Origin of the sequence: Leclercia sp. CFBP8987 (assembly GCF_034044995.2) — a bacterium.
Taxonomy (GTDB): Bacteria; Pseudomonadota; Gammaproteobacteria; order Enterobacterales; family Enterobacteriaceae; genus Enterobacter; species Enterobacter tamurae.
Genome location: NZ_CM188255.1, coordinates 1,294,325 through 1,319,156, shown reverse-complemented (window position 1 = coordinate 1,319,156; position 24,832 = coordinate 1,294,325). Strand labels below are relative to the sequence as shown.

Sequence of the window (24,832 nt, the reverse complement as noted above, 5' to 3'; positions counted from 1 at the left end):
TTCCAATCAAAATAATTGCTACAAATTTTTAACTTTTGCTGCCATACCTGTACAATGATCCAGGAGTAAACGGGGAACCTTGTAACAACTTTGTTGGCGGTACCTCGTTTTTATAAGCATACTTTACTTGAGACTTGCAGTTTTCATTACGTCATGGCAGTTCTATAATGAGACGCATTATCCCAGGTGCATTTTCTGTCACTTCTTCTTTAGAAGTGAATCGTTTAGCAACAGGACAGATTCCGCATGACTGACAACAACACCGCATTAAAGAAGGCCGGACTGAAAGTCACGCTTCCACGGTTAAAAATCCTGGAAGTGCTTCAGGGTCCGGATAACCATCATGTCAGTGCGGAAGACTTATACAAGCGTCTGATCGACATGGGCGAAGAGATTGGTCTGGCTACCGTTTACCGTGTACTGAACCAGTTCGACGATGCAGGCATCGTCACGCGTCATAATTTCGAAGGCGGTAAATCCGTGTTTGAACTGACGCAGCAGCATCACCACGATCACCTGATTTGCCTCGACTGCGGCAAAGTGATCGAATTCAGCGATGATTCCATCGAATTACGCCAGCGCGAAATTGCCGCACGTCACGGCATTCGCCTGACCAACCACAGTCTGTACCTGTACGGTCACTGTGCCGAAGGCGACTGTCGCGAAAATGACCACGCGCACGACACGAAGTAATCCCTGCATCGACACTGAGCCAACCTGACGGTTGGCTTTTTTTTTGCCTTTTTACAGGCAAAAAAAGAGCCCGGTGGCGCTACGCTTACGCGGGCCTACGGGCTCAGTTCCGGCAGTTTGCACCACCGGGCGTGGCAAAAAGCAGATTACTTCGCGTTGTTGCTGCGGATCTCCTGCCAGATTTTATCGCAGTTTTTGGTCACGTCCTGATTGTTACCCGTTTTACGCGCCTGAATACAGGCCTGGTAATCCGCCACTCTGACGGTTTCCTGGGTCGCAAACTGTTCGTGTGCCTTCTCCTGGCGCAGCACGTCCAGTACGCTCTGGCAGGCCTCGATCTTTTCTGGCGAACCTTCAGCGGTATTGATGCACGCGCTGTAGGCCTCTTTCAGACGCGTGTCTTCTTTCTGGGTCTGGGGTTGTGCGCAGGCGGCCAGTCCTGATGCCAGCACCGCGACCAGTACGATTTTTTTCAGCATAACGGTCTCCAGTCAGGCGGGGAATTCCCCGCCCGGATTGTCATCAGAAGATGGTGAATGGGGCGATAACCATAAACTTCACGTCACGCTCATCCTGGAAGATGTTGCCGTAGCCGCCGCCGTAGCTTGGGATATCGGAATGGTTGTCATACTGCGTGAAGTGCAGTTTGAACATAGTCCCTTTCGCGCGGCCATCCTGCAGGGTGTAGATCGCATCCAGGCTGTAGGCCGATTCCTTGATCTTGTTCGAGGCGATATCTTCACGCTGACCGGCACTGTTGATTAACCAGTCGGCCGGTTTCGCATCCCAGGCGTAGACATAAGACGCGCCAACGCTCCAGCCCGCCAGATTCCAGTTGCTCAGATCGTACATGGCGCCGAAGAAGACCGCTTTTTCGCCGTTGGCGTTAAAGTCGGAGCGGTTATCCCACCACACGTCCAGACGACCGTTGGAAGACGCATAGGTTGGGGTCATACGCTGCAGGAAGTAACCCTGCTGCCCTTCTGCCTTGACGTAAGTCCCTTCCAGACGTAAATCGACCTGCCCGACTTTGTAACCCAGGGTCAGCGCCTGTAGCCAGGCCGTACCGTCGTAGATATCGTTCACGGTGCCGCTGTCGGCTTTATCACGCGTGCCGTAGAACTGATAGGTGGTAGAGAGCGGACCGCCGACGATATCCAGCTTATAGCTGGCTTTGGCAAAGTACTGATCGATGAAGCCTTCAGCCTGACCAAAAGCGGCTTCCAGGATCAGGTTATTTTTGAAATCGTACTTCGCGCCGAAGGAGTGGAGATAGTCGACGCGGGTTTTTCGGTCATTCTGATAGAACTTGTCCATCTCGAGATGCCACGGCGCTTTGTACTCGTTGGTCCACATATAAGAGAAGCTCAACGCACCGCTATCGCCGTAGTCAAAGTTGGCCCCGGCTTCGGCACCCTGATAGGTACCCGGCATAAAGCTCCAGTGCGGCGCTAACAGGGTTTGACCGGTTGGCTGTAACCAGCCGCCGCGGGCCCAGGCCGGACCGTATTTAAATTTTGCTGCCGCTTTATACAGGCTGATCCCGCTCTTATCGCCGGACCAGTCCTCTTTATAGGCTTTGTTGCTGGAGGAGAAAGCGATTTCGTTCGGGTGGCCGCTGTCGCCGTTTTCCGCCATTTCGATGGCAGTGAAGGCAGCCAGATCAAGGCCGAACATGTCAGCGGCATAGCCGGACTGGAAATCAAGATTGGCGTTCCAGGTGGAGTGAGCGAGGTTAGTTTTATATTTATCTGACTCAACATCTTTACGGTCACGTTCACGCTGCCAGTAATAGATACCGCCCGTGAGGGTTGAATCATCAATGAAACCTTCGGCCTGAGCTTCCGGAGAAATCACCCAGCCTGACATTGCTGTAACACCGGCGATAGCCAGCGCAAGCGTACTACGTTTGCCACTAAACGTACGCATAATTAATCCTCTTTGACGTATTAAAAGCGCCTAAAACGGCGAAAAACAAAAAAGTTAAAAGTGGAGGTAAGCGGAAATACCCGCTTACATCTCCTGCCCTTAGACTATTTTTCGCGACGCGAATTATCAACGCTTTTCAGCGATCAAAAGTCAGGATTATGACAAAGCGCACATATTTGGTTGCGGTTTGTAACAAAGGAAATGAGGAAGAATATTTATTTAAAATAATCTTCAGAATGAGCGATTTATTTTTAATAAATAAAGATTACATACCCTGCCCGGCCGTATTAGCGATTAATTTGCGAAAAGGAAGAGAAAGCGAACCGTTTTAAGAAACAGAATTAATTCGCAACGCGAAGATTTAAAAGACTAACGGCTTATGGCAGGCCAAAAAAAACGCCGCAGTGCGCGGCGTTTTTTACAGGAAAAAGGGAATTATTCGCCCGCTTTCGCCCATGTATCACGCAGACCGACGGTGCGGTTAAATACCAGTTTGTCGGCGGTGGCATAGCGGCTGTCGAGGCAGAAGTAGCCTTCGCGCTCGAACTGATACGCATGACCGGCAACGGCAGCTTTCAGGGATGGCTCGGCAAAGCCCTGCTTGATCACCAGTGAATCCTGGTTAATCACCTGCAGGAAGTCCTCGGCGGCACCCGGGTTTGGCACGCTGAACAGACGATCGTAAAGGCGGATTTCAACCGGCAGCGCATGAGCCGCGCTCACCCAGTGGATAACACCTTTCACCTTGCGACCGTCGGCTGGATCCTTGCTCAGGGTCTCAGCATCGTAGGTGCAGAAGATAGTGGTGATAGTGCCTTCTGCGTCTTTTTCGACACGCTCGGCTTTGATCACATAGGCATTACGCAGACGCACTTCTTTACCCATCACCAGACGCTTGTACTGCTTGTTGGCTTCTTCACGGAAGTCAGCACGATCGATCCAGATCTCGCCGCTGAACGGCACGTCACGGCTGCCCATCTCCGGCTTGCTCGGATGGTTCGGCATTGTAACCAGCTCGCTTTCGCCCTGCGGGTAGTTTTCGATAACCAGTTTTACCGGATCGATAACCGCCATGGCGCGCGGTGCATTGTCGTTCAGATCTTCGCGAATACAGGATTCCAGCGACGCCATCTCGATGGTGTTGTCCTGCTTGGTCACGCCGATGCGTTTGCAGAACTCACGGATGGATGCCGCGGTATAGCCACGACGACGCAGACCAGAGATGGTCGGCATACGCGGGTCATCCCAGCCTTCAACGTGCTTGTCAGTGACCAGCAGGTTCAGCTTACGCTTGGACATCACGGTGTATTCCAGATTCAGACGAGAGAACTCGTACTGACGCGGATGCACCGGAATAGAGATGTTATCCAGCACCCAGTCGTACAGGCGACGGTTGTCCTGGAACTCCAGGGTACAGAGCGAGTGGGTAATGCCTTCCAGCGCATCGCTGATGCAGTGGGTGAAGTCGTACATCGGGTAGATGCACCACTTGCTGCCGGTCTGGTGGTGATCGGCAAACTTAATGCGGTACAGCACCGGATCACGCATCACGATAAACGGCGAAGCCATATCGATTTTGGCGCGCAGACAGGCTTTACCCTCTTCGAAGCCACCGGCACGCATTTTTTCAAACAGGGCCAGGTTCTCTTCCACGCTGCGATCGCGGTACGGGCTGTTTTTACCCGGCGCGGTCAACGAGCCGCGGTATTCGCGGATTTCGTCAGCGGAAAGCTCGTCAACGTAGGCCAGGCCTTTGTTGATCAGCTCAACGGCGTAGGCGTATAGCTGGTCAAAATAGTCAGAGGAGTAGCAGATGTCGCCAGACCAGTTGAAGCCCAACCATTGCACGTCGTTCTTAATGGACTCTACGTATTCGATGTCTTCTTTCACCGGGTTGGTGTCATCGAAACGCAGGTTGCATTGACCCTGATAGTCCTGCGCAATGCCGAAGTTCAGGCAGATCGATTTCGCATGACCAATGTGCAGGTAGCCATTTGGCTCCGGCGGAAAACGGGTATGAACAGTGGTGTGCTTACCAGTGGCCAGATCTTCATCGATGATCTGACGAATAAAGTTGCTTGGGCGGGCTTCAGCCTCACTCATCGTGGATTCCTCAAAGCGTAAACGACGTATAACGGCATATGATCTTATAAGCCGGGCGTAGTGACAACCTTTAGTTACGTGAAAAAGGTCTGTGGAGAGAATAATCGGGGCGATTGCTGCAAAAAAAAGCGGCGGGGATATCCCCGCCGCTAAGGCATTAACGCTAACTCAGGAGCACTTACTTGCCTTTAATTTCATACAGTGGTGTCTGACCGGCAACAACCTGACCCTGCGCCTTGATGACCAGGCCGCTGAAGTCATCGATGTTGCTGCAGACAACCGGGCTGATCATGGAGCGGGCATTGGCGTTCAGGAAGTCGAGATCCATTTCCAGCACTGGCTGGCCGGCAACCACTTCGGCACCCTCTTCAACCAGGCGCTTGAAGCCCTGACCACCCAGTGCCACGGTATCAATACCCATGTGGACCACGATCTCCGCGCCTTTCTCCGTTTCCAGGCAGAACGCATGGTTGGTGTTAAAGATTTTGACGATAGTACCGGCTGCCGGGGAGACCACGGTTTTATCCGTTGGTTTTACCGCTACACCATCGCCTACTGCTTTGCTGGCGAAGGCTTCATCAGGCACCTGCTCCAGGGCAACCACGTCTCCGGTCACTGGCGAAACCAGCGCAGCGATGGTGGTGGTATTGGCAACAGCCTGTGGCTTAACGGCGGCAGGTGCTGCGACTGGGGCAGAGGTCGCTTCAGCAGCGGCAACCGGGCCGGTGGTTTTCATTGCGTTAGCGATTTTCTCAGCCACGAAGCCGACGATGATCTGCACGCTGGTTTTGTTCAGGCGGATAACGCCAGAAGCCCCCAGGCGTTTCGCCATCGCTTCGTTAACCAGAGAAGAGTCTTTCACGTTCAGACGCAGACGGGTGATGCAGGCATCAATACCGGTCAGATTGTCGGAACCGCCGACTGCCGCGATGTACTGACGCGCCAGACCGGAAACGTCTTCCGTCGCGGTGCCGCTCACGTTCACATCCTGACCATCCGCTTCGCTACCAGCAACCGCCAGCTCACGACCCGGGGTCATCAGGTTGAATTTGGTGATGGTGAAGCGGAACACCACGTAGTAGATCACGAAGAACACCAGACCCTGCAGGATCAGCATGTACCAGTGAACCGCCAGCGGGTTACGGGACGACAGCACCATATCCACCAGGCCCGCACTGAAGCCGAAGCCGGCAATCCACTGCATGGATGCGGCGATGAACACGGAGATACCGGTCAGCACGGCGTGGATCACGTACAGTACCGGGGCAACGAACATGAAGGAGAATTCCAGCGGCTCGGTGATACCGGTGAAGAAGGCCGCGAATGCGCCCGCCATCATGATACCCAGCACTTTCGCTTTGTTCTCTGGACGCGCGCAGTGGTAGATAGCCAGCGCCGCACCCGGCAGACCGAACATCATAATCGGGAAGAAGCCCGCCTGGTAACGACCGGTGATACCGATAACCGCTTTACCTGCTTCGATGGACTGTGCGCCGCCGAGGAAGTTAGGTATGTCGTTGATACCTGCAACGTCAAACCAGAATACGGAGTTCAGGGCGTGGTGCAGACCGACCGGGATCAGCAGACGGTTGAAGAACGCATACACGCCCGCACCGACGGAACCCAGCTTCTGGATGTGCTCACCGAAGTTCACCAGACCATCAAAGATCATCGGCCAGATGTACATCAGAATGAAGGCCACAGCGATCATCACGAAGGAGGTCAGGATCGGCACCAGACGACGACCGCTGAAGAAGGAGAGTGCTTTTGGCAACTCAACGCTACTGAAGCGGTTGTACAGTTCAGCAGAGATGATACCCACCAGGATACCCACGAACTGGTTATTGATCTTACCGAACGCTGCCGGAACCTGGTCCGCAGGGATCTTCTGAATCATCGACACCGCAGCCGGGGAGCAGAGCGTGGTCAACACCAGGAAGCCCACGAAGCCGGTCAGTGCCGCAGCACCGTCTTTATCTTTCGACATACCATAAGCCACACCAATGGCAAACAGTACGGACATGTTATCGATAATGGCAGAACCGGACTTAATGAAGAACGCCGCTAACGCGTTGTCTCCACCCCAACCCACCGGGTCAATCCAGTAACCAACACCCATCAATATTGCTGCTGCTGGCAGCGTGGCGACCGGCACCATTAAGGCGCGACCAACCTTTTGTAAATAACCTAAAATGCTCAATTTATTCCCCCTATGAGACCCCGTTAACGGTGTGTTCTCAGCTGTGTTTTTATTGTGTCACTAACTTATACATACAGTTGATGATTCACTGGCTGATTGAGTGTGTGGAAAATTAATTCGTATCGCAAATTAAAAGCGTACTTTTTGTGAGTTTTGTCACCAAATATTGTTTATCACCCTCCCCTCTACTGGCAAACTGCCAAAACTTATTTTATGATACGAAAAATCAAGACGAATTGCGCCCTCTCGGTGTGAACCAGGTTAGTCTTAATCATGCCCGGACAAGCAATCCGCCAACTTTTATGAAAACTTCAGAGGTGAATAATGAGACTGATCCCCCTGGCAACTGCAGAACAAGTCGGTAAATGGGCTGCCCGCCATATCGTAAACCGTATCAATGCGTTCAAACCGACTGCCGATCGTCCTTTTGTACTCGGCCTGCCGACCGGTGGCACCCCTCTTACCGCCTATAAAGCATTGGTTGAGATGCATAAATCGGGCCAGGTAAGTTTCGAGCATGTTGTCACCTTCAACATGGATGAGTACGTTGGTCTGCCAAAAGATCATCCGGAAAGCTACCATAGCTTCATGCACCGTAACTTCTTTGATCACATTGATATTCAGCCGGAAAATATTAACCTGCTGGATGGCAATGCGCCGGATATTGACGCTGAATGCCGTCATTATGAAGAAAAAATCCGCGCGTACGGCAAAATTCATCTGTTCATGGGTGGCGTAGGCAACGACGGTCATATCGCGTTTAACGAACCGGCCTCTTCTCTGGCGTCCCGTACCCGTATCAAAACCCTGACCCATGACACCCGTGTGGCAAACTCCCGTTTCTTTGATGGCGACGTGAACCAGGTGCCAAAATACGCCCTGACCGTTGGCGTGGGTACCCTGCTGGATGCGGAAGAAGTGATGATTCTGGTGCTGGGCGGCGTGAAAGCGCAGGCGCTGCAGGCCGCGGTTGAAGGCAACGTCAACCATATGTGGACCATCAGCTGCCTGCAGCTGCATCCGAAAGCGGTGGTGGTGTGCGATGAGCCGTCCACCATGGAACTGAAAGTGAAGACGCTGAAATACTTCAACGAATTAGAAGCAGAAAACATCAAAGGTCTGTAATGTTACGCCGCCTCTGTTATCAGGGGCGGGATGCTATTTTTATACCGGGGGTCGTTATGTATGCTTTAACCCACGGTCGGATTTATACCGGCCATGAAATTCTGGATGACCATGCGATTGTAATCGCAAATGGCCTGATTGAACGTGTCTGCCCCCTGGCCGAGCTGCCGGCGGAAATAGAACAACGCTCGCTCAATGGGGCAGTCATCTCCCCCGGTTTTATCGACGTACAGCTTAACGGCTGTGGCGGCGTGCAGTTCAATGATACAGCGGAAGCCGTTACGGTTGAAACGCTGGAGATTATGCAGCGCGCTAACGAAAGATCGGGCTGCACCAGCTATCTGCCGACGCTGATCACCACCAGCGACGATCTGATGAAACAGGGCATTCGCGTAATGCGTGAATACCTGGCGAAATATCCGCACCAGGCGCTGGGCCTGCACCTTGAAGGTCCGTGGCTGAATATCGTCAAGAAAGGCACCCATAACCCGAGCTTTGTGCGTAAACCTGAAGACGAGCTGGTCGATTTCATGTGTGCCAACGCGGATGTGATCACCAAAGTGACCCTGGCGCCAGAGATGGTTGACCCGGACGTCATTCGCAAGCTGGCGGGCGCAGGCATTGTTGTCTCTGCCGGACACTCCAACGCCACGCTGAAAGAGGCTAAAGTTGGCTTCCGTGCCGGTATCACTTTCGCCACCCATCTTTATAACGCCATGCCGTACATCACCGGGCGCGAACCGGGTCTGGCCGGGGCTATCTTCGATGAGCCGGACGTCTACTGCGGCATCATTGCCGACGGGTTACATGTCGACTATGCCAACGTGCGTAACGCCAAACGCCTGAAAGGCGACAAGTTGTGTCTGGTTACCGATGCCACAGCGCCAGCGGGGGCAAATATTGAACAGTTCATTTTTGCTGGTAAAACAATATACTACCGGAATGGACTGTGTGTGGATGAGAACGGTACCTTAAGTGGTTCGGCTCTGACCATGATCGAAGGCGTGCGCAATCTGGTGGAACATTGCAGCATTGCCCTGGATGAAGTGCTGCGTATGGCAACCCTTTACCCGGCACGCGCGATTGGCGTGGACAAGCAGCTGGGCAGCATTGCCCCGGGCATGGTGGCTAACCTCACCGCATTCACACACGATTATAAAATCATCAAGACCATCGTTAATGGTAACGAGGTCGTCACAGAGTAAGTAAACGTATGACACCTGGCGGACAAGCTCAAATTGGTAACGTTGATCTGGTAAAGCAGCTGAACAGTGCGGCGGTATATCGACTGATCGACCAGCATGGACCCATCTCGCGGATCCAGATTGCAGAACAGAGCCAGCTTGCCCCCGCCAGCGTGACGAAAATTACCCGCCAGCTCATTGAGCGCGGGCTGATCAAAGAAGTGGATCAGCAGGCCTCCACCGGGGGCCGTCGCGCTATCTCGATTGTCACCGAAACCCGCAATTTTCACGCCATCGGCGTGCGCCTTGGCCGTCATGATGCCACCCTGACGCTGTACGATCTGAGCAGCAAAGCGGTTGCTGAAGAGCACTATGCCCTGCCGGAACGCACCCAGGAGACCCTTGAGCACGCCCTGCTCAACGCCATTGAGCTATTTATCGACTCCTGCCAGCGCAAAATTCGCGAGCTGATCGCCATCTCGGTGATCCTGCCCGGCCTTGTGGACCCGGAAAGCGGTGTGATCCGCTATATGCCGCATATTCAGGTCGAAAACTGGGGGCTGATCGACGCTCTCGAAAAACGCTTCGCCGTAACTTGTTTTGTGGGTCACGATATCCGTAGCCTGGCGCTGGCTGAGCACTACTTTGGTGCGAGCCAGGACTGTGAAGACTCTATCCTGGTGCGCGTTCACCGCGGTACAGGGGCCGGGATCATCTCCAACGGACGCATTTTTATTGGGCGGAACGGCAACGTCGGCGAGATAGGCCACATTCAGGTCGATCCGCTGGGCGAGCGCTGTCACTGCGGCAACTTTGGCTGTCTGGAAACGGTGGCCGCCAACGCCGCCATCGAGCAGCGTGTGCGTCATCTGCTGGAGCAGGGATACCAGAGCCGCGTTACCCTTGATGACTGTAAAATCAATGCCATCTGTAAAGCCGCCAACAAAGGCGACGCGCTGGCCAGCGAAGTGATCGAACAGGTTGGCCGCCACCTAGGCAAAACTATCGCCATCGCCATCAACCTGTTTAACCCACAAAAAGTGGTGATCGCGGGCGAAATTACCGAAGCCGAAAAAGTGCTGCTGCCCGCCATCGAGGGGTGCATCAATACCCAGGCGCTGAAGGCGTTTCGTCAGAATCTGCCCGTGGTTCGCTCCGCGTTAAATGACCGGTCGGCGATTGGTGCCTTTGCGCTGGTAAAACGCGCCATGCTTAACGGTATCCTGTTGCAGCGTTTGCTGGAAAGCTGACAGCGTTTTATAGTGTCGCCTTCTTTTTTGATGCCGGGAAGTTCATGACCATTAAGAATGTTATTTGTGATATCGACGGCGTGCTGATGCACGACAACGTTGCCGTGCCGGGCGCAGCCGAATTTCTTAACCGCATCATGGAACAAGGCATGCCGCTGGTTCTGCTCACCAACTTCCCGTCGCAGACCGGGCAGGATCTGGCGAACCGTTTTGCGACTGCCGGTATCGATGTGCCCGACAGCGTCTTCTACACCTCGGCAATGGCTACCGCCGATTTTCTGAAGCGTCAGGAAGGCAAAAAAGCTTATGTGGTGGGCGAAGGCGCGCTGATCCATGAGTTATATAAAGCAGGCTTCACCATCACCGACGTCAATCCCGATTTCGTCATCGTGGGTGAAACGCGCTCCTATAACTGGGAGATGATGCACAAGGCAGCGTTCTTCGTCGCCAGCGGCGCCCGCTTTATCGCCACCAACCCGGATACCCACGGCCGCGGTTTTTATCCGGCCTGTGGCGCGCTCTGTGCCGGTATCGAGAAGATGACCGGCCGCATGCCGTTTTATGTCGGTAAGCCCAGCCCGTGGATCATTCGTGCGGCGCTCAACAAAATGCAGGCCCACTCGGAAGATACGGTGATCGTGGGCGACAACCTGCGCACCGATATTCTGGCTGGCTTCCAGGCAGGGCTGGAGACCATTCTGGTGCTGTCGGGGGTATCGACCCTCGATGATATTGATTCGATGCCGTTCCGGCCGAGCTGGATTTACCCCTCGGTCGCGGAAATCGATATTCTATAGTCTGAAACCACGTCCCCGGACGTGGTTTTTTCATTTTGTAGCGGCAAAAACAGCGCCGCGTCTAAACAAAATCGTCATTCATTGAATAATCCTCAATAAATGAGCCCTGCCTGTACGCTTTTTTCAACATTCGGCAATGACCGTTGCACTTTTTCTCTTTTACCCGGCAAAACGCTTGCCGCTCCTCCCCTTTTGCGGCATTTTCATAAGCAAGCAACATCACACTGCAACAGGGTTAATGGAGAAGGTTATGTGTTCAATTTTCGGCGTACTGGATATTAAAACTGACGCAGGCGAACTGCGTAAAAAAGCACTGGAGTTATCCCGTCTGATGCGCCATCGCGGCCCGGACTGGTCCGGTGTATACGCCAGCGATAAAGCGATTCTGGCCCATGAGCGTCTGTCGATTGTGGACGTCAACGCCGGTGCCCAGCCGCTGTATAACGAGAAGAAAACCCATGCCCTGGCGGTCAACGGTGAGATCTACAACCACCAGGCGCTGCGCGCAGAATATGGCGACCGCTATGCCTTCCAGACTGGTTCTGACTGTGAAGTGATCCTCGCCCTGTACCAGGAAAAAGGCCCGGAATTCCTTGATGAACTGCAGGGGATGTTTGCCTTCGCTCTCTACGACAGCGAGAAAGATGCTTATCTGATTGGCCGCGACCACATCGGGATCATCCCGCTGTATATGGGTCACGACGAATTCGGCAACTTCTATGTGGCCTCAGAGATGAAAGCCCTGGTGCCGGTATGCCGCACCATTAAAGAGTTCCCGGCAGGCAGCTTCCTGTGGAGCAAAGATGGCGAAATCCGCTCTTACTATCAACGCGACTGGTTCGATTACGATGCCGTTAAAGACAACGTTACCGACAAGGCTGAGCTGACTCAGGCCCTGGAAGAGGCGGTAAAAAGCCACCTGATGTCAGACGTGCCTTATGGCGTGCTGCTCTCCGGCGGTCTGGATTCGTCTGTTATCTCGGCGATCACCAAAAAATACGCGGCGCGTCGCGTGGAAGATCAGGAGCGCTCCGAAGCCTGGTGGCCACAGCTGCACTCCTTCGCTGTCGGTCTGGAAGGATCTCCGGATCTGAAAGCCGCGCAGGAAGTGGCCAACCACCTCGGCACCGTGCACCATGAGATCCACTTTACGGTGCAGGAAGGGTTGGATGCGATCCGTGACGTGATCTATCACATTGAAACTTATGACGTGACGACCATCCGCGCCTCCACCCCGATGTACCTGATGTCGCGTAAAATCAAAGCGATGGGCATCAAGATGGTGCTGTCCGGTGAAGGCTCTGACGAAGTATTTGGCGGCTATCTCTACTTCCACAAAGCGCCGAACGCCAAAGAGCTGCACGAAGAGACGGTACGTAAGCTGCAGGCGCTGCACATGTTTGACTGCGCCCGTGCCAATAAAGCGATGTCCGCCTGGGGCGTGGAAGCGCGCGTACCGTTCCTGGATAAGAAATTCCTCGACGTGGCCATGCGTATCAACCCGCAGGATAAGATGTGCGGCAACGGCAAGATGGAAAAACATGTCCTGCGTGAATGCTTTGAATCTTACCTGCCGGCAAGCGTGGCATGGCGTCAAAAAGAGCAGTTCTCTGACGGTGTAGGTTATAGCTGGATCGACACCCTGAAAGAGGTGGCCGCGAAGCAAGTTTCCGATCAACAACTGGAAACCGCCAGTTTCCGCTTCCCGTACAACACGCCGGGTTCGAAAGAAGCCTATCTGTACCGTGAGATCTTCGAAGAGCTGTTCCCGCTGCCAAGCGCAGCAGAGTGTGTTCCGGGCGGCCCTTCCGTTGCCTGCTCCTCTGCAAAAGCCATTGAGTGGGATGAAGCGTTCAAAACCATGAACGATCCATCAGGTCGTGCCGTGGGTGTGCACCAGTCTGCTTATAAATAAGCAAAAAGCGTTTCCATGAGGCCCTGCGGGGCCTCTTTTTTTGCCTCGCGTTTTGCTGGACAAAAACGATTAATAACCAATAATTGCCGAATATTCGGCCACGCTGTTCGCAACCTAACCAAACAGTCACATTCCAGACATTTTCGTTGAAAAAGGTGTTGACGCTGCAAGGGTCTATACGCATAATGCGCCCCGCAACGCCGATAAGGTAACGCGAAAAAAAGATGGCTACGTAGCTCAGTTGGTTAGAGCACATCACTCATAATGATGGGGTCACAGGTTCGAATCCCGTCGTAGCCACCATCTTTTTTGCGGGAGTGGCGAAATTGGTAGACGCACCAGATTTAGGTTCTGGCGCCGCAAGGTGTGCGAGTTCAAGTCTCGCCTCCCGCACCATTCCCATAAAAGCGTTGCACGGATGGGGTATCGCCAAGCGGTAAGGCACCGGTTTTTGATACCGGCATTCCCTGGTTCGAATCCAGGTACCCCAGCCATATTTCTTCGATTTTGCGGTTCTCCGCGGTTATTGGGGTATCGCCAAGCGGTAAGGCACCGGTTTTTGATACCGGCATTCCCTGGTTCGAATCCAGGTACCCCAGCCATCGAAGAAAGCAGTACTGGCTACGTAGCTCAGTTGGTTAGAGCACATCACTCATAATGATGGGGTCACAGGTTCGAATCCCGTCGTAGCCACCATATTAGTAAGTTATCGATTCTGTCGGTAAACTAAAAAAAATTGTTGGGGTATCGCCAAGCGGTAAGGCTCTGGTTTCTGATACCAGCATTCCGAGGTTCGAATCCTCGTACCCCAGCCAATTTAAAAAGTCGTTAGATGTTTATTGTTTAACGCAATTGGGGTGTCGCCAAGCGGTAAGGCACTGGTTTCTGATACCAGCATTCCGGGGTTCGAATCCCTGCACCCCAGCCACACTAAAAAAGCTCGCTTCGGCGAGCTTTTTGCTTTTCTGCGTTTCCAGAATGTAAATGCCGGGTGGCGGCTTCGCCTTACCCGGCCTGGAAGACCTTTAGAGCCCTAAGGCGTACTTCAGCGCCTGACGTTTCAGCCCGCCGGCGCGCTGCGCCGCCATTAATCCCACATTACGCAGGACGCGTAGCGGCCCCAGATCGTTGCTGAACCCGGCGTAAAACAGATCCATCCCCGACTGCATAATGAAGTTGTCCGCCATCCGTCGGGTCTGATACCGCTTAAGCACCTGATGGCTGGCCCAGGCTTCGCCGTGGTTACGGGCATTGTTGAGGACATCTATCAACGCGTCGACATCGCGATAACCAAGATTAACGCCCTGCCCTGCCAGCGGATGAATAGTGTGCGCCGCGTCACCCACCAGCGCCAACCCTTCCTGCGCATACTGCAGCGCATGACGGCGCGTCAGCGGGAAGGCCCCGGCAGCGACCGGCTTGACAGCCCCAAGACGCGCCGGGAAATGGTGGGCGATTTCGCGCTGCAACTGCTCCATCGACAGCCCCTGCAACTGGCGAATGCGCGCCGGGGTGTCGTACCACACCAGTGACGCCCAGTTGTCGAACAGCGGTAAAAAGGCGTGCGGGCCATTCGGGGTAAAATGCTGCCAGGTGCTGTCGCCCGGATCGTTCTCACAGGCAATGGTGATCAGCATGCAGGATTGTTGATACTGCCAGGCGTGAATGCCGATCCCGGCCAGCTCCCGTACCCGGGAATTGGCCCCGTCTGCGCCCACCAGCAGTTTCACCGCCAGCTGCTCACCGCTATCCAGTTCGATCAGGTGCTGCTCGTTATGGCGGTGCACATGTTTGATCGACGCGGGGACGCGCAGCGTGACCTGGGGATGCGCCTCCAGCGCCTGCCAGAGCGCGTGCTGCAGAACCGTATTTTCCACCATATACCCCAGCAGGGGGAGTTTAAGCTCCGCGGCGTCAAACACCACATGGGCATTTTCCCACTCCCAGGTCTCCAGGCGGCGATAAGGGTGCGCGCGCATCGCCAGGATGGCATCCCACACGCCCAGCCCGCGAAGCAGATCGACCGAGGCGGCGCTGATGGCGGAGATGCGTACATCCGGTTGCTGAGAGGCGTCAAAAGCAGGCGGTGCCGCCTGTTCGATAACCGTTACCTCGAACCCGTGTTGCACCAGCCCCAGCGCCAGCGCCCCGCCGACCATACCGCCGCCGACGATGGCGATCCCGGTTTGTTGGATAGTCATGGTCATTTGTCCTTATTTGAGAATCCCTTAAGTTTACCGGATTTTTTCGCCTTGGGTCCGGGAACCTTCATACTGGTCACAACCGCACCAAAGCATTACAATACGCGCCCTGCAATCCTGAGCACGAGCAAGTCGATGACAAAAAAACTCCATATAAAAACCTGGGGCTGTCAGATGAACGAGTACGATTCATCAAAGATGGCCGATCTGCTGGATGCCACCCATGGGTATCAACTCACCGACGTGGCGGAAGAGGCAGACGTGTTGCTGCTGAACACCTGCTCGATCCGTGAGAAGGCGCAGGAGAAAGTCTTTCACCAGCTCGGTCGCTGGAAGCTGATCAAGCAAAAACGACCGGACGTTATCATCGGCGTCGGCGGCTGTGTCGCCTCCCAGGAAGGCAAGCTGATTCGTCAGCGCGCGCACTATGTCGATATTATTTTTGGTCCGCAGACCCTGCACCGCCTGCCGGAGATGATCAACGCCGTACGCGGGACCGGACAGCGCAAGGCGATCATCGACGTCAGCTTCCCGGAAATCGAAAAATTTGACCGTCTGCCAGAACCGCGCGCGGATGGCCCGACCGCCTTCGTCTCCATCATGGAAGGCTGCAACAAATACTGTACCTACTGCGTGGTGCCTTACACCCGCGGTGAGGAAGTCAGCCGTCCTTGCGACGACATCCTGTTCGAGATTGCTCAGCTGGCGGCGCAGGGCGTACGTGAAGTGAACCTGCTCGGACAGAATGTGAACGCCTGGCGCGGCGAGAACTACGACGGCAGCACCGGCTCTTTTGCCGACCTGCTGCGTCTGGTGGCCGCCATCGACGGCATCGACCGTATTCGCTTCACCACCAGCCACCCGATTGAATTCACCGATGACATCATCGATGTCTACCGCGATACACCGGAGCTGGTGAGCTTCCTGCATCTGCCGATCCAGTGTGGTTCTGACCGCGTGCTGAACCTGATGGGCCGCACCCACACCGCGCTGGAATATAAAGCGATTATCCGCAAGCTGCGTGACGCCCGCCCGGATATTCAGATTAGCTCAGACTTTATCGTCGGCTTCCCGGGTGAAACGGACGAGGATTTCGAGCGCACCATGAAGGTGATTGGCGATGTGAATTTCGACGTGAGCTACAGCTTCATCTTCTCGGCCCGTCCGGGAACGCCTGCCGCCGATATGGTTGATGACGTACCGGATGAGGTGAAAAAGCAGCGTCTGTATATTCTGCAGGATCGCATTAACCAGCAGGCCAACGCCTGGAGCCGTCGGATGCTCGGCACCGTGCAGCGCGTACTGGTCGAAGGCACTTCACGTAAGAGCATCATGCAGCTCTCTGGCCGTACCGAGAACAACCGCGTGGTGAACTTTGAAGGAACGCCGGATCTGGTCGGTAAGTTCGTTGATATCGAGATCCTTGAAGTGCTGACCAACTCCCTGCGCGGAAAACTGGTGCGCACCGAAGAGGAAATGGGTCTGCGTATCGCCGAGTCACCCGAATCAGTGATCGCCCGCACCCGTAAAGAAAGCGATCTGGGCGTCGGCGTTTATCAGCCATAATGCCTGTGGCCTGCCATTTCTGGCAGGCCTTGTTTTCCCCTCTTCTCTCCCCCATATCCTTCGCAATGCTTGCGCCTTTATTCTCTGGCGTGAATACTTTCATAAGACAGACCCACTGCCTTATGGCATCCAGGACATTAAGAGGAACGGTTTGAATATAGATACACGTGAAATTACCCTTGAGCCAGCAGACAACGCTCGCCTGCTGAGCCTGTGCGGGCCGTTTGATGACAACATCAAACATCTGGAGCGACGTCTGGGTATCGAGATTAATCGTCGCGATAACCAGTTCAAACTCACCGGACGCGCCATTTGCGTCAATGCCGCTGCGGATATCCTCCGTAGCCTGTACGTTGATACCGCCCCGATGCGCGGTGAAACGCAGGATATTGAGCCGGAACAGATCCATCTGGCGATCAAAGAGTCGCGGGTACTGGAGCAGAGCGCAGAGAGCGTGCCGGAGTTCGGCAAAGCTATCCACATTCAGACCAAGCGTGGCGTCATTAAACCACGCACGCCAAACCAGGCGCAGTACATCGCCAACATCCTTGATCATGACATCACCTTCGGCGTCGGTCCGGCGGGGACGGGTAAAACCTACCTCGCGGTGGCTGCTGCCGTGGATGCCCTGGAACGCCAGGAGATCCGCCGTATTCTGCTCACCCGTCCGGCGGTTGAAGCGGGCGAGAAGCTGGGCTTCCTGCCTGGCGACCTGAGCCAGAAAGTCGACCCATACCTGCGCCCGCTGTACGATGCGCTGTTTGAGATGCTCGGCTTTGAGAAGGTTGAAAAACTGATCGAACGTAACGTTATCGAAGTGGCTCCGCTGGCCTATATGCGTGGCCGTACGTTGAACGATGCGTTTATCATTCTGGATGAGAGCCAGAACACCACCATCGAACAGATGAAGATGTTCCTGACCCGTATTGGCTTTAACTCCAAAGCGGTGATCACCGGCGATATCACCCAGGTCGACCTGCCGCGCAGCACCAAATCGGGTCTGCGTCACGCCATTGAAGTCCTGTCCGAAGTGGACGAAATCAGCTTTAACTTCTTCCACAGCGAAGACGTAGTGCGTCACCCGGTGGTGGCCCGCATCGTCACGGCATATGAAGCGTGGGAAGCAGCAGATCAAAAACGTAAAGCAGAGCAGGCCGCGGAACGCAAACGCGAAGCCCAGGAGCAAGAGCAGAAATGAGTCAGGTGATCCTCGATTTACAGCTGGCCTGTGAAGACAATTCCGGCCTGCCGGAAGAGAGCCAGTTCCAGGCGTGGCTGAATGCCGTCATCCCTCAGTTTCAGGAAGAGTCAGAGGTAACGATTCGCCTGGTGGATGAAGCAGAAAGCCACGACCTGAACCTGACCTATCGCGGGAAAGATAAGCCGACCAACGTGCTCTCTTTCCCGTTTGAGGCGCCGCCGGGCATCGAACTGCCGCTGCTGGGTGATCTGATCATCTGCCGGCAGGTGGTTGAGCAGGAGGCTAAGGAGCAGCAAAAGCCGCTCGAAGCCCACTGGGCGCATATGGTGGTGCACGGGAGCCTGCATCTGTTGGGCTACGACCATATTGAAGATGAAGAAGCGGAAGAGATGGAGTCCCTCGAGACAGAGATAATGCTTGCTCTGGGCTATGAGGATCCGTACATTGCCGAGAAAGAGTAGTCTGTTCGGCGGTTTTGCGCCGGACTGACATAATGTGCCGTCGTGTCAGACAAAGGTCCGCGACGGCAGTTTTAAATCAACATGAGAACCCTTAACAAACGCCATGAGCGACGACAATTCACACAGTAGCGACACACCTAACAGCAAAAAGGGATTTTTCTCCCTCCTTCTGAGCCAGCTGTTCCACGGTGAACCTAAAAACCGTGACGATCTTCTGGAGCTGATCCGTGATTCCGGGCAGAACGAGCTTATCGACGAAGATACGCGCGAAATGCTCGAAGGGGTTATGGACATCGCCGACCAGCGCGTTCGCGATATCATGATCCCCCGCTCGCAGATGATTACCCTGAAACGCAACCAGACCTTAGATGAGTGCCTCGACGTTATCATCGAGTCTGCTCACTCGCGTTTCCCGGTGATCAGCGAAGATAAAGATCACATCGAAGGGATTTTGATGGCTAAAGATCTACTGCCGTTTATGCGCAGCGATTCCGAAGCCTTCAGCATGGAAAAAGTGCTACGTCAGGCGGTGGTTGTCCCGGAAAGCAAGCGGGTTGACCGCATGCTGAAAGAGTTTCGCTCTCAGCGCTACCACATGGCGATTGTTATCGATGAATTTGGCGGTGTTTCGGGTCTGGTCACCATCGAAGATATTCTTGAACTGATTGTTGGTGAAATCGAAGACGAATATGACGAAGAAGAGGATATCGACTTCCGTCAGCTGAGCCGCCACACCTGGACCGTGCGTGCGCTGGCTCCGATCGAAGATTTCAATGACACCTTCGGGACACACTTCAGCGATGAAGAGGTGGATACCATTGGCGGGCTGGTGATGCAGGCCTTTGGTCACCTTCCGGCGCGCGGTGAGACCGTGGAAATAGACGGTTACCAGTTCAAGGTCGCAATGGCCGACAGTCGACGTATTATTCAGGTTCATGTAAGAATGCCGGACGATGCTCCGCAACCCACACTGGATGATTGATTTAAATGGCATTTGCCCCACTGTTTGAACGCCAGCGCGTACGTCTGCTGCTGGCGCTAATCCTCGGAGCCAGCGGAACGCTGGCTTTTTCCCCTTATGACTTCTGGCCCGCCGCGCTCCTCTCCCTGATGGGACTGCAGGGGCTGACGCTGAACCGACGGCCCGTACAGGCCGCGGCGATTGGTTACGTCTGGGGTCTCGGCCTGTTTGGCTCCGGTATTAACTGGGTTTACGTCAGTATTGCGCAATTTGGCGGCATGCCGGGTCCGGTGAATGTCTTCCTCGTGGTGCTGCTGGCAGCCTATCTTTCGCTGTATACCGGCCTCTTCGCCGGGGTCCTCTCGCGCCTGTGGCCGAAAACCAGCTGGCTGCGGGTGGCGATTGCCGCCCCGGTGGTCTGGCAGTGCAGCGAATTCCTGCGCGGCTGGGTGCTGACCGGTTTTCCCTGGCTGCAGTTCGGCTACAGCCAGATCGACGGCCCGCTGAAAGGTCTGGCGCCGGTGATGGGCGTCGAGGCGATCAACTTCCTGCTGATGGTAGTGAGCGGCCTGCTGGTACTGGCGCTGGTACAGCGCAACTGGCGTCCGCTGGCGGCGGCGCTGATCCTCTTTGCCCTGCCCTTCCCGCTGCGTTTTATCCAGTGGTTTACCCTCGAGCCGCAACGCGCCACCCAGGTGTCGATGGTGCAGGGGAATATTCCCCAGTCACTGAAATGGGATGAAGGTCAGCTGGTCAACACCCTGAAAATTTATCTGGATGCGACCCAGAAAGAGATGGGCAAGTCGCAGCTGATTATCTGGCCGGAGTCGGCGATCCCGGATCTGGAGATTAACCAGCAGCGTTTCCTCGCCATGATGGACGATCTGCTGCGCGCCCGTGACACCACCCTGATCACCGGGATTGTCGATGCGCGTCTGAACAAGCAGAACCGTTACGACACCTACAACACCATCATCACGCTGGGGAAAGACAATCCGTACAGCTATGAGTCGACCAACCGCTACAACAAAAATCACCTGGTGCCTTTCGGTGAGTTTGTGCCGCTGGAGTCGATTCTACGTCCGCTGGCGCCATTCTTCGATCTGCCGATGTCCTCGTTTAGCCGGGGTCCGTATGTTCAGCCTCAGCTGAGCGCGCACGGCTTTTTGCTGACCGCCGCCATTTGCTACGAGATTATCCTCGGTGAGCAGGTGCGGGATAATTTCCGCCCGGATACCGATTATCTGCTGACCATCTCTAACGATGCCTGGTTCGGTAAATCGATTGGCCCATGGCAGCACTTCCAGATGGCGCGGATGCGCTCCCTGGAGCTGGCGCGCCCGCTGCTGCGCAGCACCAACAATGGCATTACCGCGGTGATTGGGCCGCAGGGCGAAATTCAGGCCATGCTCCCGCAGTTTACCCGCGACGTGCTGACGGCAAAGGTCACGCCGACGACAGGGTTAACGCCTTACGCTCGCACCGGCAACTGGCCGCTGTGGATCCTGACCGTGCTCTTTGGCTTTGGTGCCGTGCTGATGAGCCTTCGTCAGCGTCGTAAGTAATTCTCACCCCTCACCCTAACCCTCTCCCCACAGGGGAGAGGGAATAGTCCTCGCATATTTGCCGCATCCTGGCCTTTTTCCCTCTCCCTTTCAGGGAGAGGGTCGGGGTGAGGGTCAATTCTGGCACGCCGATTGCTTTATTTATTCACGCAAACGCGATTTGGCTTAACGTGCAACCTTGTCGCACCAGCATTGTTCACCGGTAGCACCGAAACGGTGCAACGGGGGATTTATGCCTCTGAATGGTGCGGCGCGCTTCGCAAAAATAAACAATAACGCAGCAAAATCTTTACATTAAGCCAAACTAAATGTTAACAAACACGTATAACACTGCACTCGTATCGCGCGAGCTATAACAACATCACACCGAATATCAATGCGCCCCTGTCGCTGATAAAAAAGGAGTTGGATATGCAATTACGTAAACTGGCCACAGCAATGCTGGTGATGGGATTGTCTGCAGGCGTCGTTCACGCCGAAGACGCTGCGCCGGCGGCGGGCGGCACCCTCGAAAAAATCGCTAAAAACGGCGTGATTGTGGTCGGCCACCGTGAATCCTCTGTTCCGTTCTCATACTACGACAACACGCAAAAAGTCGTGGGTTACTCTCAGGCTTACTCCAATGCCATCGTTGACGCGGTGAAGAAAAAGCTGAACAAACCGGATCTGGAAGTGAAGCTGATCCCAATCACGTCACAAAACCGTATTCCGCTGCTGCAAAACGGCACCTTTGATTTTGAGTGTGGCTCCACCACCAACAACCTTGAGCGTCAGAAACAGGCAGCCTTCTCCGATACCATCTTCGTGGTCGGTACCCGTCTGTTGACCAAAAAAGGCGGCGAGATCAAAGACTTCGACAACCTGAAAGGCAAAGCGGTGGTCGTCACCTCCGGCACCACCTCTGAAGTGCTGCTGCACAAGTTGAACGAAGAGAAGAAAATGGACATGCGCATCATCAGCGCTAAAGACCACGGTGACTCTTTCCGTACCCTGGAGAGCGGTCGCGCCGTCGCGTTTATGATGGATGATGCCCTGCTGGCTGGTGAGCGCGCGAAAGCGAAGAAACCGGACAACTGGGAAATCGTCGGCACCGCGCAATCCAAAGAGGCCTATGGCTGCATGATGCGTAAAGACGACGCGGAATTTAAGAAACTGGTTGATGACACCATCGCTCAGGTTCAGACCTCCGGCGACGCAGAGAAATGGTTCGATAAGTGGTTTAAAAACCCAATCCCACCAAAAAATCTGAACATGAACTTTGAGCTGTCCGACGACATGAAGGCACTGTTTAAAGAACCAAATGACAAAGCACTTAACTAATTAGAACCATTAAGGGGCGGGACCTCCTGCCCTCTCGATTGTCGGGAAGCGCGGACAGACTAAACGTTGAGTGGTCGTTCCCCACTCAGCGCGAATATTAAAGCTTCTCACCAATCTTCGAGGGTAGCGCTGCTACCCTTTTTTTTCTGGAGTTTATTATGTCAATCGACTGGAACTGGGGCATTTTTCTGCAGCAAGCCCCGTTCGGCAACACCACCTATCTTGGCTGGCTGTGGAGCGGTTTTCAGGTTACGGTCGCCCTGTCGATCACCGCCTGGATCATCGCTTTCCTGGTCGGCTCGCTGTTCGGTATTTTGCGTACCGTGCCTAACCGTTTTCTCTCCTCGCTGGGAACCTGCTACGTCGAACTGTTCCGTAACGTTCCGTTGATCGTGCAGTTCTTCACCTGGTATCTGGTTATCCCGGAACTGCTGCCGGAAGATCTCGGCATGTGGTTCAAATCTGAACTGGATCCTAACGTTCAGTTCTTTGTCTCCTCCATGCTCTGCCTGGGTCTGTTCACCGCTGCCCGCGTATGTGAGCAGGTGCGTGCGGCGATCCAGTCTCTGCCCCGTGGACAGAAAAACGCCGCGCTGGCGATGGGTCTGACCTTACCGCAGGCCTACCGTTACGTTCTGCTGCCGAATGCCTATCGCGTGATTGTGCCGCCGATGACCTCGGAGATGATGAACCTGGTGAAAAACTCGGCCATCGCCTCCACTATCGGTCTGGTGGATATGGCCGCGCAGGCGGGCAAATTGCTGGATTACTCCGCGCACGCGTGGGAATCCTTTACCGCCATTACCCTGGCGTACGTGCTGATTAACGCAGTGATTATGCTGGTGATGAACCTGGTCGAACGTAAAGTTCGCCTGCCGGGCAACCTGGGGGGCAAATAATGTACGAGTTTGACTGGAGTTCCATTGTTCCTTCCCTGCCCTACCTGATTGATGGCCTGATCATCACCCTGAAGATCACCCTGACGGCGGTGATTATCGGGATTGTCTGGGGCACTCTGCTGGCGGTCATGCGCCTGTCGAGCTTCAAGCCTGTCGCCTGGTTTGCCACGGCCTACGTCAACGTGTTTCGCTCCATCCCGCTGGTGATGGTGCTGCTGTGGTTCTACCTGATCGTACCGGGCCTGCTGCAGAACGTGCTTGGCCTGTCGCCGAAATCCGATATTCGTCTGATCTCGGCGATGGTGGCCTTCTCAATGTTTGAGGCGGCGTACTACTCAGAGATTATCCGCGCCGGGATCCAGAGTATCTCCCGCGGGCAGTCCAGTGCCGCCCTGGCATTAGGCATGACCCACTGGCAGTCGATGAAGCTCATCATTCTGCCGCAGGCGTTCCGCGCCATGGTTCCACTGCTGCTGACCCAGGGCATCGTGCTGTTCCAGGATACTTCGCTGGTTTATGTGTTGAGCCTGGCAGACTTCTTCCGCACCGCCTCCACCATCGGTGAGCGCGATGGTACTCAGGTTGAGATGATCCTGTTCGCAGGTGCGGTCTATTTTGCAATTAGTTTAAGCGCGTCGCTGTTGGTCAGCTGGCTGAAGAAAAGGACAGTGTAATGATTTCCCTGAAAAATGTTTCTAAATGGTATGGGCACTTTCAGGTGCTGACCGACTGCTCCACGGAAGTGAAAAAGGGCGAAGTGGTGGTGGTGTGCGGGCCGTCCGGCTCGGGCAAATCCACCCTTATCAAAACCGTGAACGGCCTTGAGCCAGTGCAGCAGGGCGAGATTATCGTCAACGGCACCAAAGTGAATGACAAGAAAACCAACCTGGCGACGCTGCGTTCTAACGTCGGGATGGTGTTCCAGCATTTCGAACTGTTCCCGCATCTGTCGATCATTGAAAACCTGACCCTGGCGCAGGTAAAAGTGCTCAAACGCGATAAAGCGAAGGCGCGTGAAAAAGCGTTGAAACTGCTGGAGCGCGTGGGTCTGACGGCGCATGCCGATAAGTTCCCGGCGCAGCTCTCCGGCGGCCAGCAGCAGCGTGTCGCGATTGCCCGCGCGCTGTGTATGGATCCGGTGGCAATGCTGTTTGATGAGCCAACCTCCGCCCTCGACCCGGAAATGATCAACGAAGTACTGGACGTTATGGTACAGCTGGCGCAAGAAGGGATGACCATGATGGTGGTGACCCACGAAATGGGCTTTGCCCGTAAAGTGGCGAACCGCGTGATCTTTATGGATGAAGGGAAAATCGTGGAGGACTCCGCCAAAGAAGAGTTCTTTGCCAACCCTCAGTCCGATCGCGCCAAAGATTTCCTCGCCAAAATCCTGCATTAATCTCCCTGGTGCGCAATCGCTCAGATTGCGCACTGCTTCACGCTTTTCATCTGTTTGCCTCGT

The 24,832-nt window shown here is 54.7% G+C and carries 20 protein-coding genes and 7 tRNA genes; 22 read left to right on the top strand and 5 right to left on the bottom strand.

What is annotated here, in order from left to right:
- Nucleotides 1–246 precede the first annotated feature (246 nt).
- On the top strand, nt 247–693 hold the full coding sequence (gene fur, locus SOM40_RS06215; RefSeq protein ID WP_106992353.1) for a ferric iron uptake transcriptional regulator: 447 nt from the start codon (nt 247–249) through the stop codon (nt 691–693).
- Between the two features lie 146 nt (nt 694–839).
- On the opposite strand, the gene chiQ is transcribed toward fur, so the two are convergent.
- The 4 genes from chiQ to nagE form a co-directional block, all read right to left on the bottom strand.
- Nucleotides 840–1,169 carry a ChiQ/YbfN family lipoprotein gene (gene chiQ, locus SOM40_RS06210; RefSeq protein ID WP_106992806.1) on the bottom strand — a complete coding sequence of 110 codons (330 nt, stop codon included), beginning with the start codon at nt 1,167–1,169 and terminating at the stop codon, nt 840–842.
- A 46-nt stretch (nt 1,170–1,215) separates the two neighbouring features.
- Nucleotides 1,216–2,622, bottom strand: coding sequence for a chitoporin ChiP (gene chiP / locus SOM40_RS06205; RefSeq protein ID WP_320530749.1), 1,407 nt, complete (start codon nt 2,620–2,622; stop codon nt 1,216–1,218).
- 435 nt (nt 2,623–3,057) lie between these two features.
- Nucleotides 3,058–4,725: a glutamine--tRNA ligase gene (glnS, locus tag SOM40_RS06200; protein WP_166181869.1), complete on the bottom strand. Its 1,668-nt coding sequence runs from the start codon at nt 4,723–4,725 to the stop codon at nt 3,058–3,060.
- 178 nt (nt 4,726–4,903) lie between these two features.
- Nucleotides 4,904–6,925 carry an N-acetylglucosamine-specific PTS transporter subunit IIBC gene (gene nagE, locus SOM40_RS06195; protein WP_320530750.1) on the bottom strand — a complete coding sequence of 674 codons (2,022 nt, stop codon included), beginning with the start codon at nt 6,923–6,925 and terminating at the stop codon, nt 4,904–4,906.
- A 324-nt stretch (nt 6,926–7,249) separates the two neighbouring features.
- On the opposite strand from nagE, the gene nagB reads away from it, so the two are divergent.
- The 12 genes from nagB (at nt 7,250) to SOM40_RS06135 (ending at nt 14,124) form a co-directional block, all read left to right on the top strand.
- Nucleotides 7,250–8,050 (top strand): glucosamine-6-phosphate deaminase, encoded by an 801-nt coding sequence (gene nagB, locus SOM40_RS06190; protein ID WP_320530751.1) that lies wholly within the window; start codon nt 7,250–7,252, stop codon nt 8,048–8,050.
- Between the two features lie 56 nt (nt 8,051–8,106).
- Nucleotides 8,107–9,255: an N-acetylglucosamine-6-phosphate deacetylase gene (gene nagA / locus SOM40_RS06185; protein WP_320530752.1), complete on the top strand. Its 1,149-nt coding sequence runs from the start codon at nt 8,107–8,109 to the stop codon at nt 9,253–9,255.
- An 8-nt stretch (nt 9,256–9,263) separates the two neighbouring features.
- Nucleotides 9,264–10,484 carry a DNA-binding transcriptional regulator NagC gene (gene nagC / locus SOM40_RS06180; protein ID WP_106992346.1) on the top strand — a complete coding sequence of 407 codons (1,221 nt, stop codon included), beginning with the start codon at nt 9,264–9,266 and terminating at the stop codon, nt 10,482–10,484.
- Nucleotides 10,485–10,528: 44 nt separating this feature from the next.
- A complete protein-coding gene (locus SOM40_RS06175; RefSeq protein WP_262671798.1) occupies nt 10,529–11,281 on the top strand; it encodes an HAD-IIA family hydrolase in 753 nt (250 codons plus the stop codon).
- A gap of 250 nt (nt 11,282–11,531) precedes the next feature.
- A complete protein-coding gene (gene asnB, locus SOM40_RS06170) occupies nt 11,532–13,196 on the top strand; it encodes an asparagine synthase B (protein WP_106992344.1) in 1,665 nt (554 codons plus the stop codon).
- A 226-nt stretch (nt 13,197–13,422) separates the two neighbouring features.
- Nucleotides 13,423–13,499: transfer RNA gene (locus SOM40_RS06165), tRNA-Met, on the top strand.
- Nucleotides 13,500–13,507: 8 nt separating this feature from the next.
- Nucleotides 13,508–13,592, top strand: a tRNA-Leu gene (locus SOM40_RS06160).
- Between the two features lie 23 nt (nt 13,593–13,615).
- Nucleotides 13,616–13,690: transfer RNA gene (locus SOM40_RS06155), tRNA-Gln, on the top strand.
- Nucleotides 13,691–13,723: 33 nt separating this feature from the next.
- Nucleotides 13,724–13,798 (top strand) — tRNA-Gln (locus SOM40_RS06150).
- A gap of 17 nt (nt 13,799–13,815) precedes the next feature.
- Nucleotides 13,816–13,892 (top strand) — tRNA-Met (locus tag SOM40_RS06145).
- Nucleotides 13,893–13,936: 44 nt separating this feature from the next.
- A tRNA-Gln gene (locus SOM40_RS06140) sits at nt 13,937–14,011 on the top strand.
- A gap of 38 nt (nt 14,012–14,049) precedes the next feature.
- Nucleotides 14,050–14,124: transfer RNA gene (locus SOM40_RS06135), tRNA-Gln, on the top strand.
- A 97-nt stretch (nt 14,125–14,221) separates the two neighbouring features.
- On the opposite strand, the gene ubiF is transcribed toward SOM40_RS06135, so the two are convergent.
- On the bottom strand, nt 14,222–15,397 hold the full coding sequence (gene ubiF / locus SOM40_RS06130) for a 3-demethoxyubiquinol 3-hydroxylase (protein ID WP_320530753.1): 1,176 nt from the start codon (nt 15,395–15,397) through the stop codon (nt 14,222–14,224).
- Between the two features lie 135 nt (nt 15,398–15,532).
- Between ubiF and miaB the strand changes: the two genes are divergently transcribed.
- The 9 genes from miaB (at nt 15,533) to SOM40_RS06085 (ending at nt 24,769) form a co-directional block, all read left to right on the top strand.
- Nucleotides 15,533–16,963, top strand: a complete 1,431-nt coding sequence (gene miaB, locus SOM40_RS06125; protein ID WP_106992342.1) for a tRNA (N6-isopentenyl adenosine(37)-C2)-methylthiotransferase MiaB — start codon at nt 15,533–15,535, stop codon at nt 16,961–16,963.
- Between the two features lie 151 nt (nt 16,964–17,114).
- On the top strand, nt 17,115–18,161 hold the full coding sequence (locus SOM40_RS06120) for a PhoH family protein (protein ID WP_103178684.1): 1,047 nt from the start codon (nt 17,115–17,117) through the stop codon (nt 18,159–18,161).
- A complete protein-coding gene (ybeY, locus tag SOM40_RS06115; RefSeq protein ID WP_106992341.1) occupies nt 18,158–18,625 on the top strand; it encodes an rRNA maturation RNase YbeY in 468 nt (155 codons plus the stop codon). Before SOM40_RS06120 ends, ybeY begins: the two co-directional genes overlap by 4 nt.
- A gap of 103 nt (nt 18,626–18,728) precedes the next feature.
- Nucleotides 18,729–19,607: a CNNM family magnesium/cobalt transport protein CorC gene (gene corC / locus SOM40_RS06110; RefSeq protein ID WP_106992340.1), complete on the top strand. Its 879-nt coding sequence runs from the start codon at nt 18,729–18,731 to the stop codon at nt 19,605–19,607.
- 5 nt (nt 19,608–19,612) lie between these two features.
- On the top strand, nt 19,613–21,151 hold the full coding sequence (gene lnt, locus SOM40_RS06105) for an apolipoprotein N-acyltransferase (protein WP_106992339.1): 1,539 nt from the start codon (nt 19,613–19,615) through the stop codon (nt 21,149–21,151).
- Nucleotides 21,152–21,562: 411 nt separating this feature from the next.
- The gene (locus SOM40_RS06100) at nt 21,563–22,471 is read left to right on the top strand and encodes an amino acid ABC transporter substrate-binding protein (RefSeq protein WP_166181861.1); all 909 of its coding nucleotides are present in this window, start codon (nt 21,563–21,565) and stop codon (nt 22,469–22,471) included.
- Nucleotides 22,472–22,629: 158 nt separating this feature from the next.
- On the top strand, nt 22,630–23,370 hold the full coding sequence (gltJ, locus tag SOM40_RS06095; RefSeq protein ID WP_032617037.1) for a glutamate/aspartate ABC transporter permease GltJ: 741 nt from the start codon (nt 22,630–22,632) through the stop codon (nt 23,368–23,370).
- Nucleotides 23,370–24,044 carry a glutamate/aspartate ABC transporter permease GltK gene (gltK, locus tag SOM40_RS06090; RefSeq protein WP_106992336.1) on the top strand — a complete coding sequence of 225 codons (675 nt, stop codon included), beginning with the start codon at nt 23,370–23,372 and terminating at the stop codon, nt 24,042–24,044. The genes gltJ and gltK overlap by 1 nt, the downstream gene beginning before the upstream one ends.
- Nucleotides 24,044–24,769, top strand: coding sequence for an amino acid ABC transporter ATP-binding protein (locus SOM40_RS06085; RefSeq protein WP_106992335.1), 726 nt, complete (start codon nt 24,044–24,046; stop codon nt 24,767–24,769). The genes gltK and SOM40_RS06085 overlap by 1 nt, the downstream gene beginning before the upstream one ends.
- Nucleotides 24,770–24,832 lie beyond the last annotated feature (63 nt).

What these genes read in the sequence shown, in the direction of transcription:
- fur (WP_106992353.1), top strand. Translation starts at nt 247, where the DNA reads ATGACTGACAACAACACCGCATTAAAGAAGGCCGGACTGAAAGTCACG.
- chiP (WP_320530749.1), bottom strand. Translation starts at nt 2,622, where the DNA reads ATGCGTACGTTTAGTGGCAAACGTAGTACGCTTGCGCTGGCTATCGCC.
- glnS (WP_166181869.1), bottom strand. Translation starts at nt 4,725, where the DNA reads ATGAGTGAGGCTGAAGCCCGCCCAAGCAACTTTATTCGTCAGATCATC.
- nagB (WP_320530751.1), top strand. Translation starts at nt 7,250, where the DNA reads ATGAGACTGATCCCCCTGGCAACTGCAGAACAAGTCGGTAAATGGGCT.
- nagA (WP_320530752.1), top strand. Translation starts at nt 8,107, where the DNA reads ATGTATGCTTTAACCCACGGTCGGATTTATACCGGCCATGAAATTCTG.
- nagC (WP_106992346.1), top strand. Translation starts at nt 9,264, where the DNA reads ATGACACCTGGCGGACAAGCTCAAATTGGTAACGTTGATCTGGTAAAG.
- SOM40_RS06175 (WP_262671798.1), top strand. Translation starts at nt 10,529, where the DNA reads ATGACCATTAAGAATGTTATTTGTGATATCGACGGCGTGCTGATGCAC.
- asnB (WP_106992344.1), top strand. Translation starts at nt 11,532, where the DNA reads ATGTGTTCAATTTTCGGCGTACTGGATATTAAAACTGACGCAGGCGAA.
- ubiF (WP_320530753.1), bottom strand. Translation starts at nt 15,397, where the DNA reads ATGACTATCCAACAAACCGGGATCGCCATCGTCGGCGGCGGTATGGTC.
- miaB (WP_106992342.1), top strand. Translation starts at nt 15,533, where the DNA reads ATGACAAAAAAACTCCATATAAAAACCTGGGGCTGTCAGATGAACGAG.
- ybeY (WP_106992341.1), top strand. Translation starts at nt 18,158, where the DNA reads ATGAGTCAGGTGATCCTCGATTTACAGCTGGCCTGTGAAGACAATTCC.
- corC (WP_106992340.1), top strand. Translation starts at nt 18,729, where the DNA reads ATGAGCGACGACAATTCACACAGTAGCGACACACCTAACAGCAAAAAG.
- lnt (WP_106992339.1), top strand. Translation starts at nt 19,613, where the DNA reads ATGGCATTTGCCCCACTGTTTGAACGCCAGCGCGTACGTCTGCTGCTG.
- SOM40_RS06100 (WP_166181861.1), top strand. Translation starts at nt 21,563, where the DNA reads ATGCAATTACGTAAACTGGCCACAGCAATGCTGGTGATGGGATTGTCT.
- gltJ (WP_032617037.1), top strand. Translation starts at nt 22,630, where the DNA reads ATGTCAATCGACTGGAACTGGGGCATTTTTCTGCAGCAAGCCCCGTTC.
- gltK (WP_106992336.1), top strand. Translation starts at nt 23,370, where the DNA reads ATGTACGAGTTTGACTGGAGTTCCATTGTTCCTTCCCTGCCCTACCTG.
- SOM40_RS06085 (WP_106992335.1), top strand. Translation starts at nt 24,044, where the DNA reads ATGATTTCCCTGAAAAATGTTTCTAAATGGTATGGGCACTTTCAGGTG.